The sequence below is a fragment of the Absiella sp. AM29-15 genome (assembly GCF_003434225.1).
GTDB lineage: Bacteria > Bacillota_I > Bacilli_A > Erysipelotrichales > Erysipelotrichaceae > Hoskinsella > Hoskinsella hominis.
In genome coordinates this window covers 82,940-101,936 of record NZ_QVFL01000016.1, presented here as the reverse complement: position 1 = coordinate 101,936, position 18,997 = coordinate 82,940, and the positions used below count along the sequence as shown (strand labels likewise).

Sequence of the window (18,997 nt, the reverse complement as noted above, 5' to 3'; positions counted from 1 at the left end):
ATGCAGGTGATCATGCATATAATTCAGCGATTTCTTCATCACTTAAAAAACGCCATTCTCCCTCTTGTAATGCTTCATCTAACACAAGACTTCCCATACGCACACGTTTTAACTGTAATACTTCATTATTTACCGCATGCAGCATGCGTTTTACCTGATGATATTTCCCTTCAGAAATAATCAGATGAATCTTGCATTGCTCTATAACCTGTACATGTGCTTTTTTGATTGGTTCATCATCTAAAAGAATCGTGCCATTTTCTAAAGTTTCAATATCCTGTGCAGATAAAGGATGATCGATAATCACTTCATATTCTTTCTCCACATGTTTTTTAGGAGATAACAATTCATGAGAGAGTGCACCATCATTGCAGATCAACAGCAATCCTGTAGTGTCAATATCTAATCGTCCTACCGGAAACATATCTTTTGGCAAATGGATATCAATGATATCTAATACCGTTTCATGCATGCCATCTTTGGTACTGGATACAACATCCTGTGGTTTATTTAACATGATATAATAATATTTTTGATAGGAAACTTCTTCCCCATCTAAACAGATCACATCCTGAAGCTCATCGATATGACAATCATCTTTCTTACAGACTTCTCCATTAATTGTGACAAAGCCTTTGCGTATCATTTGTTTTACTTCTTTACGAGTCCCGGCGCCAGCGTGGGATAGGAATTTATCTAATCGCATATTAACCTCTTCTTCTTGAAATTAGCTTGGATATATTAAAATGAAACAATGTTTGTGGCAATTGGAAAATACCTGTAAGTGCCAGATAAACAGCCATTGCGAAAATACCAGATATACCCATTTGCACAACACCCATTAATCTTCCCATGCCATAGCCTTTTAATCCAATTAATTCACACAACCATGCCATTAAGAACATGCCTGCACAACCTAAAATGATGATCAACAGCTTATGGAACGTATATTTCCAATTCACATGATACTGACTAGCCAGTGAATACATTCCCGCAATCATATAACCACCCATAGCAACCATAGTAGATAATACAAGACCAGAGTATCCAAAGACCTTTAACATCGGATAAGACAAGGCAAATTTTACCGCAACCATAACCACCTGGAAACGAATACATAAACGACGCTGACCAACCGCCATCATCAATGCAGTCACAACCGGGTTGATTGTGGAGATCAATGCTTCAATAGAGAACCACTTCAGTATCTGTGCACACGTATCTAAATCTGCCGGATTGGCAGGTGGAAACAAGATATCATATAATGGTTTTGCGTACAGGAATAAACAAAAACTGATTGGTACACCAATATATAAAACGATATCAAAACAATCACGAATATTTTTACGAATCTGTTTATAATCCTGGCGGGCAAGTGCTGATGTGATATGTGGAATGATAGCACTAGAAAATCCTGGTGCCAGTATCATTGGAATGGACATCAGTTTTAAGACTCCGTAATTGATACAGCCTGTGATTAAAACGATTTCTTCACTGGTATTGCCATGTGCTTCTAGACCGCTTTTTAGAAATACTGTATTCACAATGGTATCACTATATCCAAGAACTGCGGAGAAAAGATATGGCATAGCGATCATGATTAATTCTTGCATGATTGCTTTTTTATCCGTAACACCCTGATCCTCCTGGGCCTTCGCTTTTTTACGCATCTGTGGCATGATTTTTCGATCATACAGTTTTAAATGCATAAAGGCAAGGATTGCGGCAACGCTGGTGGATAACACACCAAAATAGACACTCCATACATGTCCATAGTTAAACATATAAATCGCAACAGCACTTAAAATCAAAAGGAATGCGACACGTGCAATCTGTTCAAGCACTTGTGATAATGCATATACTTCCATTTCTTTTAAGCCCTGATAAAAACCACGAGTAGCACTTAATACTGGCACAAAGAATAACGCAAAGCTGATCAAAATCAATACCAGACGCATCGTGGATAAGTCCGCTGATGTAGATACGATTTGAACCGCAGGTTCTAATATTCCCGATGCCTGTGATACACCGATATCTGATGCCGGTAACACTAGCTTGGCAAGTGGTGAAGAAAATACAATGACTAACAGCATGGCAAATGCGCCAAAGCAGATCATGACAAGGGTTGCTAATTTTCTTACCAATAAAGATGTACGATAATCTCCCTTACTTGTATACTTTGCAATTAATGTTGCCACTGCAAAGGGAAAACCCGCTGTAAATATATTCAGCAGGTAACTGTAAATATTGTAGGCAACCCCATACATTGCCACATTGGCTTCATTTCCAAGCAATGTATTAAAGGGTACGGCGTAAAATAAACCAATGAATTTTGCGACAAAGATACCGGCAGATGATATCAGTGCCCCAGCAATCATGGATTGCTTCTTATTGGAATTTTTTTGTTTATTCATGTCTTCAAAACCTTTCTACTTATCCTTCATTTTCGCTTTTTTCAGCATAACTGCAATTGAAGAATACACTGTATTTATTTGCTCTGGTACTATCTTTCCATGATACCATTACGTTTAGTGTAAATTGTTTATCTTTAGAAATTCCATTTAAGCCAATTCCCTTCCAGTAATCTAGATTTGGATTAGACTGATATGGAATCAAATTAAAGCTTTCTGAAATATCTTTTCCCAGAATTCCGATACAGGGATAAACATTTGTATTAGAATCATTTGCCTGATTGACCGCAATCGCCTGAATATCATACATGGCAACACGGGGATTGTCAATCTGTACTTCATATTCATAAGAACCATCATCCAGCTTTTGCTGAACCAATCTATAGTCAAAAGGAATACTTTTGGTTTCAATTCCTTTGTTATTGATTACGGCATTGATAAATGTTTCATAGTTTTTCATACTTTCTTCTTCCTGTTTACTGCGTTTATTACAGCCACTTAAAAGCAGCAGCATACATAGGATCAATGGAAAAACTTTACGCATAACATCACCTCTGCCTTACATTATATCAAATATCTAAAAATTAAACAATGAAACTGGAATATGTGACAAAAATAAAACGGCCAATTGGCCGCTTATTTACCGCATTTACAACGAAATGAGTTACATTCAGTTTCATGACAGTGATTTGGTTCTACACAATTGTCACAGCAAACGCTGATAGTTTCAGCTTCACAATGGTTATCCTTCTGATAAACACAGGAATGTACGTTGCATAAGATTTCTGTTTTTTTCTGCATCTGATCACACCTCCAACAAGCTTAGTATGTGAGCGATTCATGGGATTATGCCTCATATAGCAGTAAAGCGCTAAAACAATAAATTTGTCCATCATCACAATCACAGACTGCCACAGAGAAGCGGATATCAATAAGCTGAATGTCTTCCTGTTCCATCAAAAATGCATTGATACTATCACTTAAATCATCTTCATGCTCCTCATCAAACACCTTTACCTGTTTCATATGATCACCAGCAACAGGATATCATGTTTTATTCTTCTTCGTTGTCGAAATAAGAAGATAACAATAGTTCTTTTTCCCGATTGATTGCACACATGGGTAAACGCAATATATTTTCACATTCTTTTTTACGTGATAATAAATATTTCACCGGTGCTGGGGATGCGTCACAGAAGGTCAAAGAAGCTTCTTTGTATAACTCTTTGCGTAATCGATTGTCTTTTCTGCCTTCCTTAATAAAACGCTGTAGCTTTTCCATATTGAAATGTCCCATAACGGATATCAATCCATCCATGCCAATATCAAAGCCTTCATCAAAATAGCCATCCTCTCCGCTGTAGATTCTGAATAATGGGAATTCTTTTTTTAATTTCACGACCGTATCTAAGTCATGACTTGCCTGTTTCAGTCCTACGATATTTTTATGTTCATAGACAAGCTTGCGAATCGTATCATATTGTAACTCTACACCACAGCGGCCTGGAACATTATACAACATGATATTGGAATCAATCGCAGAAGCAATTGCATGATAATGTTCATATAGTCCTCGCTGGGAAGGCTTGTTGTAGTAAGGTGTTACCACAAGAACACCGTCAATCGCATACTTTTGTGCTTTGCGAATCAAACGAATTGTATCACGTGTACAGTTTCTGCCACAGCCAAACCATACTTCACAATTCCCCTGTACAATCGATAAAACATGCTGTAAGACTGCATAGCGTTCTGCCTCTCTTAATGTTGGTGTTTCGGCTGTTGTTCCACAGACAATAAAACCATCACATCCTTCTCTCATCAATCGTTTGACGATCTTTGTCAATGCATCATAATCCACTTCATTTTCTTTCGTAAATGGTGTAATCAAAGCGACCATTACTTTCTGCATCTAATCACCCCCGTAAAGTATTGGTTGGATCTGGCGGTCTTTTAAAGCCATGTCAGCAGTTTTTTCTAACAAATTCCACTTACTGACGATACTTCTTTCTTTTTCAAATGGTGCATCCTGAGCAAATGGAATCACAAAGAAATGTTTCAAATTGATCAGTGTAAAGATATTTTTTGCGCTGATGCTTAAGCCATCGTTGCTGGCTATGCCAAATACAATATTGCGATTATTTCTAAGCATTGCCTTTGCCGCAAGTGTTACCGGATGATCATATATTCCAAGCACCATCTTTGCGGCAACTGTCGCACTCATTGGCGCAATGATCATGATATCATAAGCATTGGATGGTCCAACCTTTTCCGCCTCTACTATTGTATGAATGACTGGCTTATGACTTGCCTTTTCCAGACGTGAAATAAAATCTTCATGTTGAAAGAAACGGGTATCACAGGTAAATACATTCTCACTGACAACTGCCTGTACATCGTTTTCTTCGCATAATTTTTCGAATTCTTTTAAAACTGCGGCATGATTACAGAATGAGCCGCAAATTCCAAATAAAATATGCTGATTTTTCATTTTATCAATTTCCCCCTGACATAATCGGCAATGATTTTCCCAGCACTTTCTGCACAGAATCTTCCTGGCAGATTTCCTTCTTTTTGATATGGAATACCTAGTTCCTTTGCACATTGCTTATCCACAACATCTGGTGTAGCGATATCAATGATCAAAGGTGCATTTTTCCATGAACGCATCAAGTCTGCATCCATAAGTTTCTCAATGGATGTGTTGATAATGACATCTCCACATTGTTTCCAATGCTTTGTGGTCATAAATGTATCATCTTCTATACAATCCCTGCGAATCACACGCACCTTTACATCCAGACTTTTTAACATACGATAAATCGCTTTCCCGCAATGTCCATAACCGATGATATCAATCTGGATATCATATAAACTTTTCGCAAGCGATGTAATCAAAAGATGCAGGATACCTTCTGCCGTCAATATGGCGTTTTCATCAATCACAGTCGTATCCTTCATATAATAGTATTTTTTCATAGGCAGTGCTGAGATATAAGAAGTTTCCATTCCTGAAAATATAATCATATCTTTTTGAATCTGCCAAAACATGGAAGGTACATGAACCAAAGAATCATACAACTTCATATATCCTTCATCATCAATTCCTTTTACTGGTAAAATAATCGCATCCAGACGGGGCAATGTTAAAAAGTCACTATCCTCATCAATTGCGATGATTTCCATTTCCATATGCAGACTTTTACATACGTAACGCATTCTATCGTCACTGCAAACAACAGCAGTTATCATAACTATCTCTCCTCGTTATATCATATGTAAAAAATAGAAAATGGTCCCTAATTAAAAAGCAGGAATCTTTCGATTCCTACTGTTCAATTACAAAATAATTACGTTTTCCTTTTTTGATCAAGGTATGATTTTCACTGATCGCATTTGCACTGCTTACCACAAATGCAACATCCTGAATCTTTTCACCATTGATCTGGATAGATCCCTGATTGATCCATTCTCTTGCTTCACGTTTACTGCTGGCAATACCTGCCGCAACAAGTGCGTCTGGCAAAGGCATGTTGTCATCTATGGATTTTGCTTCCATACCATGTAACGCATCTTTGATTTCATTTGCTTCTAAATCTTTGATATTGCCTCTGAATAATGCATTCGTGATTTTTAATGCTTTCTGATATTCATCTTCTCCATGTAAGTATGTGACAACTTCTCTAGCAAGTGCTTTTTGTGCTTCACGTTTATGTGGTTCTTTATTTAAACTGTCTTCTAATGCATCAATTTCCTCTTTGCCTAAGAATGTCAGTTTCTTTAAGTAATCGATTACTTTGGCATCTTCAGAATTTACCAGAAACTGATACATTTCATAAGAACTTGTTTTTGATTTATCCAGCCATACAGTACCTGTTTCACTCTTTCCAAATTTTGTACCATCTGCTTTTGTGATCAAAGGCATTGTCATACCATAGCATTCTACATCTGCACCATGTTTTTTACGAATCAATTCCAAACCGCTGGTAATGTTTCCCCACTGATCCTGTCCACCTAACTGTAAAGTACATCCTTTTGCTTCATACAAGTGTAAGAAATCCATTGCTTGAAGAATCATATAAGAGAATTCAGTATAGCTGATACCACTTTCCAGTCTTCTCTTTACTGTTTCTTTATTGATCATGTAATTGATATTGAAGTATTTTCCAATATCACGCAAAAAGTCAATTACACTTAAATCTTTTGTCCAATCTAGGTTATTTACCATTTCAAAGCCAAACAGTTCTTTGATCTGTGCACTTAGACAATCATAGTTGTGTTGTAATACTTCTTTCGTTAACATATTACGTTCCCCAGTTGCCTTTGGATCACCAATAAATCCTGTAGCGCCACCTACCAGCATCAATGGGTGATGTCCATGAGCTGCCAAACGTTTAGCGCATAATAAAGATGAGTAATGTCCAATGTGTAAAGAATCCCCTGTAGGGTCTGTACCTATATAGAATGTCATTCCTCCGGCGTTTAATTTTTCTTCCAAATCAGGACTTGTCACATCATTGATCAGTCCTCTCCATTTCAATTCATCAAATAATTTCATTTCCATGTTCATAATTTCCTTTCTTCCATAAAAAAACGTCCTTGATCCAAGGACGCAATAACTACGTGGTACCACCTTAGTTCGCTTTTACAAGCGCACTTTCATCTCTTAACGTGAGAATACGGCTTTACTTTGCATAAAGCAGCTCCAAGGTGTATTTCACAGTTTCCTGTATGCATTCTCACCAGCCATGCACTCTCTATAACATTTCACTGTGCTCTTTTCTTTTCATAGCCTTTGTATTTAAGTATATGTATTTTATTTCGTTTGTCAATCTTATTTTGTAGATTTACGAGGTGTAAAGATATAGCTTAATTCAATTTCTTTATCCATAACTTCGTTTTCTTCTGTCAGCATCTTTGTCAATAAACGCATGGCGACAGCACCTAAGTCATAATCAGGAATCTTGAATCCTGAAATCTGAGGACGTGCCATTGCATTATATTTACTATCTAAGATACAAACTAATTCCATATCATCAGGAATACTCAAACCAGCTTCTTTTGCTGTATTTAATACAGCCATTGCCTGTGAATCACGATATGTGATGATAACATCATGGTGAATATTTCCACTCATATATTCTTTCAGGAATAAATAAGAAGAGCGGTATTCTTTTGGAATTGCAATATATTTTTCAAACTTCATGCCAGAATCAGCAAACGCTCTTTCCAAACCATCTTTTAACTGTTTGATCATTGCTGGATTCTTACGGTCTTCTACAAGTGCAAGATCTGTCTTTCCTGCTTTGATGCATTTCATTGCATAATCATATACCAGTTTTGCATAATCAACATAAACAGAACCTACTGTATCATCAGACATCTTATTACCAATAACAACGATTGGAATCTGATAGTTTGTCAGCTGTTTCAATTCATCTTTATTCAGTTTATCATTGAAGATCACAACGCCATCCACACGTGATTTGATGATATTTTCAATGATATCATTCATTTCACTAATACCTTCTGTTGTTGTGTGCAGCATAATGTTATATTTATAAATTTTTGCTACATCAATTAAACCATTGATGATTTGTCCAGTATAAAAATAGCTGGCTTCTGGAACGATCAATGCAATGGTTGTAGTCTTCTGTAATGCCAGACCCTGTGCAATTGCATTTGGCTTATAACCTAATTTTTCAATTGCCTCCTGTACCTTTACTCGTGTATCCTCACGTACCACTTCACTTCCGTTAATAACACGAGATACCGTTGCCAATGATACATCTGCTTCTTTTGCGACATCATAAATTGTAATTCTTTTCATAACAGTTATCCCTTCTGACCTTATTCGTCACTATCATCGGTGTCCAGCACCTTTTTTAAGCCATTAAATGCATGTGTTGCCGCTTTTAATGTGCCTTTTTTCAACTTGTTGACATTTCGTTTTACACGTTCGTCATTTTTTACACTTGTAATTGTATCACTGATAGAGTCCATTGCTTTCGATACATGCTCATTCTCCATGATCGTATGAAGCCCATCACTAACACCATCCATTACTTTCTCACCAGCAGATACGACTTTTTCTTTGGCATTTTGTACATCCTCACGTTTCACAAACGCTTCTGTTTTTGTCTTGCCTTTTTCAAGCACATCCGCAGTGTCTTCTTTTAATTTTTTCAACCTTGCACTAATCTCTTCACTATCAACATTCTCAGAAAGCCAATCACGAAAGTCCTGATATAAACGACTCACTTCCTTTTTGGTATCATCCAGAAAGCTTTGATCACCATCTACATCATCTTCCATTTGAATAATGGTATATTTTGCTTCTTTTTCCATAGAATCTACTTCTTTTTCGCAGTCGTTTTCCATCATTCTTCTCCTTCCATATCGCTTCTGACAGCGGTTGTTGTATCTTCTTTTTTACTTTTTTGCAAAGCCCACTCTTTAATGGCGCCAAGATTTTCGATAATCGCCACCAATGCACTGCGCACAGCTGTTTTGCTGGCTTCATGTACAGTATCGATGGTATCGCTTAGCTCATTTAACGTGTTTAATGGTTTTTCGAGGGTTTCCAGTTCCTTATTTGCCGTATCCAGCGTTTTCGTCATACTGATAACTGCCTCATTCGCAGATTTTAAAAGAATGATCAGGTGTCTTACAAATATGATAAGAAACACCAATACGATAAAACCTAAGATTGGCAGACATTTTCCTGCCACAACACTTAACAAATTCAGTAACTGATCTAATTCCATAGGAACACCTCTCTCAATATATTACAACAATCTGTAACCATTTTCAACATTATTGAAAACTTTTTACAACATTTTTTAACTTATAAATATCCTTGCTGCTCATAAACAAGTAAACAGCAGGTCCACGTGATGCCAGCATCTTAGCTGCTTCTTCATCTTCTTTGATGACTTTTGCCTTGCTGCTAAGCTTAGCAAGATCATCAATCGTGATATCAATACCTTCCTCTTTTGCAGCATTTTCTGGGAAGTGGCAAAGATAAACTTCATCTGCTGCATCCAGTTCTTTCGCAAAACGATCCATAAAATAATAGATACGTGAATAGCGATCAGGTTTAAACAATGCGATAATTTTCTTGCCAGGATATTTGATTTTCGCTGCTTCGATCATATATTTCACAGCTGTTGGATGATGCGCATAATCATCAATATAGATATTACCATGGTTTTCTTCAATCGTAAAACGACGTTTTACACCTGGAAAGCTCTCTAATCCATTCTGTAGTACTTCAGCACGCAAGCCTTCCATAATACCTAATGCGATGACACCAAGGCTGTTCCATAATAAAGGTTTCCCAACAAACGGAAGTTTAAAACTGCCAAACAGATTTTTTTTGTATAACACATCAAAAGACATGCCATCTTCACCCTGCACAATATTGACAGCCTGCACATCATTATCATCATACAGACCATAATACAGATGCGCTGTGTTTACATTTAAACTTCTTGTACTTTCATCATCACCAAAGATGACAACGCCTTTTTTCACCTGATTAGCGAATGTTTCAAAAGCGTTACAATAATCAGCCATATCTTTATAATAATCTACATGGTCTAATTCAATATTGGTAATGATGGCATATTGTGGTTCATATGCCAGGAAATGGCGCTGATATTCACAGGATTCCAAAACAAAATACTTACTGTTTTCCGGCATTTCTCCTGTTCCATCACCGATCAGATAGCCAGTAGGCGCAACAAGTGACATCACATGGGAAAGCATTCCTGTTGTGGTAGTTTTTCCATGGGTACCCGCTACAGATACACTGGTATATTCTTGTACCAGTTGTCCTAAAAATTCATGATACCAGTACACTGTTGCTTTATTTTCAGCCTTTAGTTCTAAAGCTCTTTTTACTTCTGGATTATCCTCATGGAATGCATTTCCAATAATGATTGTAGAGCCTTCCACAATATTTTTTTCATCGAATCCAGTGATTTGAATACCACGTTCTTCTAATGGTTTCTGTGTAAAGATATATTTTTCTATATCTGAACCGTTTACTTCATCTCCTCGATCATTTACGATTTCCGCAAGAGAAGCCATACCGCTTCCTTTAATACCTATAAAATGATACAGCATTTCATTCACCCCTTATTCTTCTTCCTTTAGCTTATATGTTTCTTTATCTGCTTCATGAACGGGTGTAGATTCCCCAAACAGGGAGATCTGCATCAGATCTTCTTCACAATCATTTTTTACATCATCAACCAGAATTTCATCAAGTGTCACATTATTGATTTCTTCAATCTCATCCATGCGTTTGATTTCAACATCATCACTTGGTGTTTCAACTGGTGTCTGTTTCGCCTTTTCTTTTGCGGCAATTTCTTCTTTTGCCTCTTCTTCAAATTCTTCTAATTCACTAACACCATAATATGGTGAAATAATCGTTCCTAATGGATTAGGCTTTTTCTTCACAGAGGAAGATTTCTTCAAGATATCAACGCTTTGTTTTCTCTTGATTTCTTTTTTCTTCTTTTCTTCTTCTTTTGCGCCAAAGATTGGTGATATCACTGGTGTAAACTCAAATTCTTTCTTTTCGTTTTTCTGTAAGACAGGACGCTGTTGTGCGATTGTCTTTTTTTCTTTTACTTCAGGCTTTACCTGAGGAGCATCATCTTCCAAATCTATACTTACAAACTTTTTCTTTTCTTCCTTTGTCTTTACTTTATCAGTTCGCTCAAAGGTACGTTCTTCTTCATAAGTATACAAATCTTCCCTTACAGGTTCCTGTTTTATTGTTTTTTCTTTTTTTGGTTCTTTAAATTCTATATTTTCCAATTCATCTTCTGCGATGATATCTGCATCAGATTCATCAAATAACAGATTCACAAACTTCTTAAAAACACCCATTCTTTTATGCCTCCTTATTTATCTAATGCTTTCAAAAAGGCATCAATTTCATCTTTTGTTTTTCTTAGTTTAGACACAAAGCGTCCGGTTTCTACACCATCTTTTACACCTACAAAGCTTGGGATTCCCATAATCATCTGATCCTGAGCAATTTCCATACACTGATCTCTGTCCACATAGTAGAAATGATAATCAGGATATGCTTTTACTAAATCAGGCATAAAACCCTTTATAAATTGACAGTCTGGACACCAGTCAGCACTGAAGGTGAACACCTGTACGCCTTTTTCATGATACGCTTTTTCAAATTCTTCCATTGAAGTGATTTCATTCATATATTCTTTCATGATCACACGCAGCCTTTCTTACCGAGATTTCTACTCACTTTATTTATTATATCATCATTTTATGAAAAATAATTTCTTTATTTCATAAATTATCTTAATTTTCATTTTTGATAGGATACTTCTTCCAGACAGCACGATAAATTGGTTGTCCTTTTTCCATGAATTTGCGTTCATATTCACTGATTGCATCCTCATCATGTTCATTTCTTCTGAAATCTACACTGAAATCATGTAAAAACCAGCCGCACTTTTGAAATTCAATAACAGAATATTCAAATAAAGAACTATTGTCTGTTTTCATTTGAATTTCTCCATCATCATTTAAGATATCTGCATATTGGCGGATAAATTTTTCATTTGACAAGCGTTTTTTATGTGCACGTTTTTTTGGCCATGGATCAGAAAAGTTTAGATGGATCACATCTACTTCTCCTTTTTCAAACCAATCGCTGATGTTTTCTGCATCATCATTGATAAATGCCACATTGCTCATTGCTTCTTCTAATTTTGTATATTTACGAACAGCGAGTGCAGCAACATTATTGTTTTTTTCAATACCGATCCAGCCATTTTCTGGTTGTTTTTGACTCATTAAAATCCAATAATCGCCCTTTCCTGTGCCAATTTCTACATGCAGGACCTCTTTGTTTAATAGCTGTTTCCATTTTCCAGCATACGTGCTTGGTTCTTTGATTACTACTTCCTGTTCCTTTAAAAAGTCTTCTGCCCAAGGCAGTTTACGCATTCTCATAAGTACCTCACTATTTCGCTAATTTTTCTAATGCTTCTGCATAGATTGCAGTTGCGCATAATAAATCATCGACGCGGATTCCTTCATCTTTTTGATGGCATCCGCCAACAAACATTCCTTCTGGCTGTGTACGGTTTGGAAATTCAGGACCAAATGCCACAAAGTTAGGGAATTTCTTTGCGTAGGTACCTCCGCCAATGGTCATATTTGGTGTTGTTTCATCCTTGCTGTATTTACGATACACATTACTCAATGTAGTTACCAGTTCACTGCTAGGATCTACATATAATGGCTTTGTATCTTTTTCTAATGTGATATCTAATGCATAGTTGATTGCTTTTGCTTTCTTATGGAAACCAGCCATCACGATATCAGCATTTGTTTCTAATGGATAACGAATATCAATCGTGATTTCTACATGTCCGTTTTCAATATTCACAATACCGGTATTCATTGTTAGAAAGCCCATGGTTGCACTTTCCATAAAGATATCCACTGGTTTTCCCTGCCAGTCATGTAACATTTCATATGTATCCGCTGCAAATTTATCATGAAAACAATTTCCTACAAAGTTTAACAAATGAAGTGCTGCATTATTTCCAAGATATGGCATTGCGGCATGGGCAAATGCTCCTTCAATCATCAGTTCAGCTTTTTCACCAGTATATGCTACACTGCCTTTTAAACCATTTGATTTCAAATAGAAATCAAACATATCTGTGGCACGATCATTCCATTCTTTTACAACACAGCTTGCTTTACCAATGACGATATTCATACGTTCTCCAGCATGCATAGATTCGATTACCGTTTCAGTATCTCCACTTATTTGTATATGTAGACCGCCTTTCTCACCATAAATTACTGGGAATTCCGCATCTGGTGTAAATCCAATGGTAGGTACTTCTGCATGTTTCACATAGTAATTCATACAATCCATGCCACTTTCTTCATCACACCCAAGAATCAGCATGATTTTTTTATTCAGTTTCACATGATTATCTTTTAACATTTTTAACGCATAGAATCCACTCATGGCAGGTCCTTTATCATCCAATACCCCACGGCCAAATAGATATCCATTTTCTTCAACCATAGCAAAAGGATCTTTACTCCATCCTTCACCAACAGGTACTACATCAAGGTGTGCAAGCATACCAACACTTTCTTCACCTTCTCCATATGTAATAACGCCGGCATAGCCATCGATATTTTTTACTGTAAAACCTTCTTTTTCACCAAGAGCCAGCATGTGGTCTAATGCCTTGCGGCATCCTTCTCCAAATGGTGCACCTTCTTTGGGTGTATCTTTTATACTAGGAATCGCAATGATACCTTTTACATCTTCTATTAAATCTTCTTTATACTTTTTTACTTCTTCTAACCAATCCATTTCGTTCACCTCGCCTACTATTTTACCATAGCTTTCTCAACTTACCTATGCTTTTTTACATTTTTTTCAGAAATTATTTCTATAAAATCGTAAAAATTAATATCTCACAATGATTAGAATTTATTTTAAGTATATATATGAGAAAAAATGCTTTTACATATGAATGAAATTACTTTTTATAGGATTTCTTATTACTGCGATTTTCATAAGAACATGCTAACAAAAACGAAGACTTTGTTTATAATAATTCATATGTTTTCAGATACATAAAGAGGAAACTCTTGCTTCCTCTAATCGAAATGATATAAATCCATCAAAATTTTATAAAACCATCTAGGATAATCTATCAGATACTGAATAATCATAAAACATCATCTATCATGAAAGTAATTTAATACATCATTTAACTTTATTGGAGTTGTTTCGTTATTTTGTGCTTGTGTTAAGCTATATACCCCCTGTGTCGCATTAACAAAACTTGGATAGCCAGAAGGATATGTTACAACTAAAAACAAATAAGTATCCCCTTCTTCTATCGGGGTATATTCATCCAATACATAATTAACTTCATCAGATTCTCCGCCAAGGCGTTTTACTTCAATTTTATTATTTTTGATTTCTCCCTTATATACTTTATCTGTTTGGATTGTATAAATTGTATAAGGCATGGATGAACTTTCCCCACTAGTTAATTCATTTTCCTCTTCGTTGGCAACATCCATACATTCATATCTAACATCCACAACTTTTCCAGTAAAAGCTAAATCACTCGCATTTACAACATCTTCTACGTGACCATATTGAGGATAATCTACATGTAAATAAGTAACTTCTTTCGGTTCTTTTTTCATAGAAATATACAGCAAACTAATTACTACTAAAACACATATAATGCTTAGTAATACATATGATTTATTCTTCTTCATCGTGCATTCTTCCTTTCTTTGCGATTTTTTATCTCGTATTACACATGAACATGATTTTGATTTCTATGAAAGATATGTTGATAGGCAGCTACTCTTTATTCAATTTTATAATACAATAATTTTTCAATATTTACAATGCAGTGAATTTTTAAAAGTTATAAAAAAAGGAAGACATTTTTCAATATCCTCCTAGTTATCCAAAGATTTATGCTTCAGAAGCTGGTGCTTCTTCTGCTTTTTCTTCCGGTTTCTTTTCTTCTTTTTTAGGTTTTGGTAGCAATGCTTTTGCGCTGACATTTACACGTCCACGATCATCGATTTCCATAACCTTAACTTTTACTGTATCTCCGATATTTAATACATCTTCCACTTTTTCTACACGTTCATGTGCAATCTTGGAAATATGTAATAATCCATCTGTACCAGGGAACAGATTTACGAATGCACCAAATTTTTCAATTCTAACAACCTTCGCATCATATATATCTCCAACTTTCGCTACACGTACGATATCACGAATCATATCTGCTGCTTTGTTAATGGAAGCACGGTCCATATGGTAGATGACTACTTTTCCATCATCATCAATATCAATCTTCACATCATTGCTGTCTGCGATGATCTGGTTGATGACTTTACCATTCTGTCCGATAACTTCACGAATCTTTTCAGGATCGATATACAGGATTTCAATCTTAGGTGCATAAGTACCAACATCTTCTCTTGGTTTTTCAATTGCCTGCATCATATTTTCAAGAATCTGTGCACGTGCGATTTTTGCCTGTGCCAATGCTTCTTTGAATACTGCTTCTGTAATACCAGTTACTTTGATATCCATCTGTAATGCTGTGATACCTTCACTTGTACCGGCAACCTTAAAGTCCATATCACCGAAGTGATCTTCCATACCCTGAATATCTGTCAATACAGTATAAGCACCTGTTTCTTCATTCATGATCAGACCCATGGCGATACCAGCAACTGGTGCTTTGATTGGAACACCGGCAGCCATTAAAGACATTGTGCCTGCACAGATAGATGCCTGAGAACTAGAACCATTGGATTCTAATACTTCTGCGACTGTACGAATTGTATATGGGAATTCTTCTTCACTTGGAAGAACCTGAGAAAGTGCTCTTTCTCCCAATGCTCCATGTCCGATTTCACGACGTCCTGGATTTCCCATACGTCCTGTTTCACCAACAGAATATGGAGGGAAATTGTAATGATGCATGAAACGTTTACTATCTACTTCTGTGACATCATCAATAATTTGATTGTCGTTCATTGGTCCAAGTGTAGTCACACTTAATACCTGTGTTTCTCCACGTGTAAATAATGCACTACCATGCACACGTGGTAATATATCTACCTGAGAATCCAAAGGACGGATTTCATCGATCTTACGTCCATCTGGACGAATCTTATCTTCAATGATCAGACGACGAACTTCATCAGCTTCAATACCATGACAGATTTCTTTTACCTGTTTGATTGCTTTGTTCATCTCTGCTTCACTTGCATATTCTTTTGCTTCAAACATTGCAACAGCAGCTTCTGTTAACTCATCAATTTTGCCATAACGTTCCAGTTTCTTTTCAATAGAAACAGCTTCACGAATTGCTGTTTCAAAATTAGCACGTACTTCTGAATCAATCGCTTCATCCACTGTGTACAATTTTACTTCCATTTTTTCTTTACCAACTGCTGCAGCAATTTCTTCCTGGAAAGCAACCAGTTGTTTGATATGTTCATGTCCAAACATGATGGCGCCAAGCATTGCTTCTTCACTAACTTCTTTTGCTCCAGCTTCTACCATGTTTACAGCATATTTTGTTCCAGCTACGGTTAAGTGAATATCACTTTTTTCCTGTTGCTCTGGTGTAGGATTGATTACATATTCTCCATCAATTCTGCCTACAACAACACCGGCGATTGGTCCATTGAATGGGATATCAGACACACATAGTGCTAAAGATGCACCAAACATTGCTGTCATTTCTGGAGAACATTCCTGTTCTACAGATAATACCGTATTTACAACCTGTACCTCATTACGGAAGCCTTCCGCAAATAATGGACGGATTGGACGGTCAATCATACGAGCAGTCAATGTCGCATGTTCACTTGGTCTTCCTTCTCTTCTTAAGAAACCACCAGGAATCTTACCTACTGAATATAACTTTTCTTCAAATGAAACAGTCAATGGGAAAAAGTCAATCCCTTCTTTTGCCTGTTTGCTGGCGGTAGCCGTAGATAATACAACGGTATCGTTATATCTTACTAAAACTGACCCTCCGGCCTGTTTTGCCACTTCACCTGTTTCTACTGTGATCCCACGACCACAGAAATCTAAACGAAATACTTGTTTAGCCACTATCTTCACCTCTTATTTTTTCATCTTTTTAATGATATCATACTTTTTTAAGGAAAGAAACAAAAATAAAAACAAAAAAAGCTCTTTCGAGCTTTTTCATGACTTATTTACGTAATCCTAAACGAGTAATCAGTTCTTTGTAACGGTTTAAGTCTTTTTTCTTCAGGTAAGCCAAAAGATTTCTACGACGTCCAACCATTTTCATCAAACCTCTTTGAGAATGATAATCGTGTTTGTGTTCTTTGAAGTGTTCTGTTAACTGGTTGATTCTTGCAGTTAATACAGCAATCTGTACTTCTGGAGAACCAGTGTCGCCTTCAAAGCGTGCGTATTCTTTCATGATCGCCTGTTTTTCTGATTTTAATAACATAATGTTTTCCTCCTATTTTGATAGATGTTCTATACTGAGTGAACCGTCGAGGAATCTCGGTGGACTAAGTATAAAACCTTTATGATTATAGCATGTCTTCTGTATATAAAGCAAGTGCTTTTTTACACTTTTACGCAAACAGCTTTTCCCATAAACCAAATAGGAAAATAAATACAACAATTAATGGCAGAATATAGCTAACATAATATCTTGTCTTTTCAGGAAAGCGCAACCCTTCTCCAGCATTTGCCTCTTTGATAAAAGCCTCCCAGCCCCAGCCATAACGTCTTGTGCAAAAAAACAAGAATACGATAGAACCAATCGGCATAATCACATTGCTGACCATAAAATCTAACAAATCAAGCACAGCACTGCCTTCTCCAAATGGCTGAAAGCCAGATAACACACTGAAGCCCAAGGCACAAGGAATGCTGCCCGCAATAATAATCAACAGATTGATAAGCACGCTTTTTCTTCTTGTGAATCCAAATAAATCTATCCCAAATGAAATGATATTTTCAAATACAGCAATGATGGTAGATAATGCCGCAAAGTTCATAAAGATGAAAAATAAAGATCCCCAGATACGGCCATTACTCATGGCATTAAAGATATTGGGTAGTGTCACAAATACAAGACCAGGACCACTTCCTGCATCAACGCCAAAAGACATACAGGCTGGAAAAATGATAAAGCCTGCCATGATTGCCACAAAGGTATCCAAAATCATAATATTCAAGGATTCCCCACTCAATGAGCGTTTTTTATCAATATAGCTGCCAAAAATCGCCATACCGCCCATCCCAATGCTAAGGGTAAAAAATGCCTGTCCCATCGCTGTGTAGATTGCATTAAAGATACCATTTTCCATTAACTGCTCAAAATCAGGGATCAGATAGAATTTGATTCCTTCCATGGCACCAGGTAAACTTAAAGATTTTAAAACAAGAACAATCATAACACCAAGCAATAGACTCATCATAACCTTGGTAATTTTTTCTACCCCGTTTTGTAATCCAAGAACACACACAAAGCATCCAATGCATACCACAAGGATCATCCAGAATACAGATGCCGCAGGGTTTTGCTGCAGGTCCACAAAGGTTTGTGTTACGGCCTGTGTACTCATACCATTAAATTCCCCACTTGCCATCTTCACAAAATATGCCAGCATCCATCCAGAGATGGTTGTATAAAACATGACCAAAAGATAATTTCCCAACATGGCCATATAGGAAAAAAGATGCCATTTTTTACCTTTTGGTTCCAATACCTGAAAGCTTTTTGCGACGCTTTGACGACTTGCTCTTCCTACTGAAAATTCCATTACCATAATCGGCAATCCTAAAATAATCAGAAAGAACAGGTACACCAGAACAAAAGCGCCTCCCCCATATTTACCTGTTACATAAGGGAAACGCCATATATTTCCAAGCCCAATAGCACATCCAGCCGATAAGAAAATAAAGCCGATGCGTGATGATAGTTTTTCTCTTTTCTGTTCCATAACTTCTCCTTTTA

General features: G+C 36.6%; 21 protein-coding genes and 1 other annotated feature. All 21 genes read right to left on the bottom strand.

The features are described from left to right. Positions 1 to 10 precede the first annotated feature (10 nt). Positions 11 to 706 (bottom strand): pseudouridine synthase, encoded by a 696-nt coding sequence (locus DW761_RS15650; RefSeq protein ID WP_117453691.1) that lies wholly within the window; start codon positions 704 to 706, stop codon positions 11 to 13. A gap of 1 nt (position 707) precedes the next feature. Then, complete coding sequence (locus DW761_RS15645; RefSeq protein ID WP_117518687.1) at positions 708 to 2,414, bottom strand: oligosaccharide flippase family protein; 1,707 nt, start codon at positions 2,412 to 2,414, stop codon at positions 708 to 710. Positions 2,415 to 2,433: 19 nt separating this feature from the next. Continuing rightward, complete coding sequence (locus tag DW761_RS15640) at positions 2,434 to 2,955, bottom strand: hypothetical protein (RefSeq protein ID WP_117453693.1); 522 nt, start codon at positions 2,953 to 2,955, stop codon at positions 2,434 to 2,436. Between the two features lie 92 nt (positions 2,956 to 3,047). Then, entirely contained in the window at positions 3,048 to 3,212 is a 165-nt protein-coding gene (locus DW761_RS15635) for a DUF1540 domain-containing protein (RefSeq protein WP_117453694.1), read from the bottom strand. 45 nt (positions 3,213 to 3,257) lie between these two features. Continuing rightward, a complete protein-coding gene (locus DW761_RS15630) occupies positions 3,258 to 3,437 on the bottom strand; it encodes a sporulation protein Cse60 (RefSeq protein WP_117453695.1) in 180 nt (59 codons plus the stop codon). A 28-nt stretch (positions 3,438 to 3,465) separates the two neighbouring features. Beyond that, positions 3,466 to 4,320 (bottom strand): 4-hydroxy-tetrahydrodipicolinate synthase, encoded by an 855-nt coding sequence (gene dapA, locus DW761_RS15625; protein WP_117518686.1) that lies wholly within the window; start codon positions 4,318 to 4,320, stop codon positions 3,466 to 3,468. Then, on the bottom strand, positions 4,321 to 4,899 hold the full coding sequence (locus DW761_RS15620; protein ID WP_117518685.1) for a dipicolinate synthase subunit B: 579 nt from the start codon (positions 4,897 to 4,899) through the stop codon (positions 4,321 to 4,323). Next, positions 4,896 to 5,660, bottom strand: coding sequence for a hypothetical protein (locus tag DW761_RS15615; RefSeq protein ID WP_117453698.1), 765 nt, complete (start codon positions 5,658 to 5,660; stop codon positions 4,896 to 4,898). Before DW761_RS15615 ends, DW761_RS15620 begins: the two co-directional genes overlap by 4 nt. A 76-nt stretch (positions 5,661 to 5,736) precedes the next feature. Continuing rightward, the gene (gene tyrS, locus DW761_RS15610) at positions 5,737 to 6,966 is read right to left on the bottom strand and encodes a tyrosine--tRNA ligase (RefSeq protein ID WP_117453742.1); all 1,230 of its coding nucleotides are present in this window, start codon (positions 6,964 to 6,966) and stop codon (positions 5,737 to 5,739) included. Between the two features lie 45 nt (positions 6,967 to 7,011). Next, positions 7,012 to 7,207 (bottom strand) — a binding site (T-box leader). A gap of 35 nt (positions 7,208 to 7,242) precedes the next feature. Beyond that, positions 7,243 to 8,238: a LacI family DNA-binding transcriptional regulator gene (locus DW761_RS15605; RefSeq protein ID WP_117518684.1), complete on the bottom strand. Its 996-nt coding sequence runs from the start codon at positions 8,236 to 8,238 to the stop codon at positions 7,243 to 7,245. A gap of 20 nt (positions 8,239 to 8,258) precedes the next feature. Continuing rightward, entirely contained in the window at positions 8,259 to 8,789 is a 531-nt protein-coding gene (locus DW761_RS15600) for a hypothetical protein (protein WP_117453700.1), read from the bottom strand. Then, on the bottom strand, positions 8,789 to 9,175 hold the full coding sequence (locus DW761_RS15595; protein ID WP_117453701.1) for a histidine kinase: 387 nt from the start codon (positions 9,173 to 9,175) through the stop codon (positions 8,789 to 8,791). Before DW761_RS15595 ends, DW761_RS15600 begins: the two co-directional genes overlap by 1 nt. Positions 9,176 to 9,224: 49 nt before the next feature. Next, on the bottom strand, positions 9,225 to 10,538 hold the full coding sequence (gene murC, locus DW761_RS15590) for a UDP-N-acetylmuramate--L-alanine ligase (protein ID WP_117518683.1): 1,314 nt from the start codon (positions 10,536 to 10,538) through the stop codon (positions 9,225 to 9,227). A gap of 12 nt (positions 10,539 to 10,550) precedes the next feature. Continuing rightward, entirely contained in the window at positions 10,551 to 11,312 is a 762-nt protein-coding gene (locus DW761_RS15585; RefSeq protein WP_117518682.1) for an internalin, read from the bottom strand. A gap of 14 nt (positions 11,313 to 11,326) precedes the next feature. Continuing rightward, entirely contained in the window at positions 11,327 to 11,659 is a 333-nt protein-coding gene (locus DW761_RS15580; protein WP_117453704.1) for a thioredoxin family protein, read from the bottom strand. Positions 11,660 to 11,753: 94 nt separating this feature from the next. Further along, positions 11,754 to 12,410, bottom strand: coding sequence for a tRNA (guanosine(46)-N7)-methyltransferase TrmB (gene trmB / locus DW761_RS15575; protein WP_117453705.1), 657 nt, complete (start codon positions 12,408 to 12,410; stop codon positions 11,754 to 11,756). Positions 12,411 to 12,420: 10 nt separating this feature from the next. Beyond that, on the bottom strand, positions 12,421 to 13,803 hold the full coding sequence (gene pepV / locus DW761_RS15570; protein WP_117518681.1) for a dipeptidase PepV: 1,383 nt from the start codon (positions 13,801 to 13,803) through the stop codon (positions 12,421 to 12,423). Positions 13,804 to 14,174: 371 nt separating this feature from the next. Continuing rightward, on the bottom strand, positions 14,175 to 14,729 hold the full coding sequence (locus DW761_RS15565; protein ID WP_117518680.1) for a hypothetical protein: 555 nt from the start codon (positions 14,727 to 14,729) through the stop codon (positions 14,175 to 14,177). A gap of 205 nt (positions 14,730 to 14,934) precedes the next feature. After that, positions 14,935 to 17,106 (bottom strand): polyribonucleotide nucleotidyltransferase, encoded by a 2,172-nt coding sequence (pnp, locus tag DW761_RS15560; RefSeq protein WP_117453708.1) that lies wholly within the window; start codon positions 17,104 to 17,106, stop codon positions 14,935 to 14,937. 103 nt (positions 17,107 to 17,209) lie between these two features. Then, on the bottom strand, positions 17,210 to 17,476 hold the full coding sequence (gene rpsO, locus DW761_RS15555) for a 30S ribosomal protein S15 (protein WP_117453709.1): 267 nt from the start codon (positions 17,474 to 17,476) through the stop codon (positions 17,210 to 17,212). A gap of 130 nt (positions 17,477 to 17,606) precedes the next feature. Further along, a complete protein-coding gene (locus DW761_RS15550; RefSeq protein WP_117518679.1) occupies positions 17,607 to 18,983 on the bottom strand; it encodes a sodium-dependent transporter in 1,377 nt (458 codons plus the stop codon). Positions 18,984 to 18,997 lie beyond the last annotated feature (14 nt).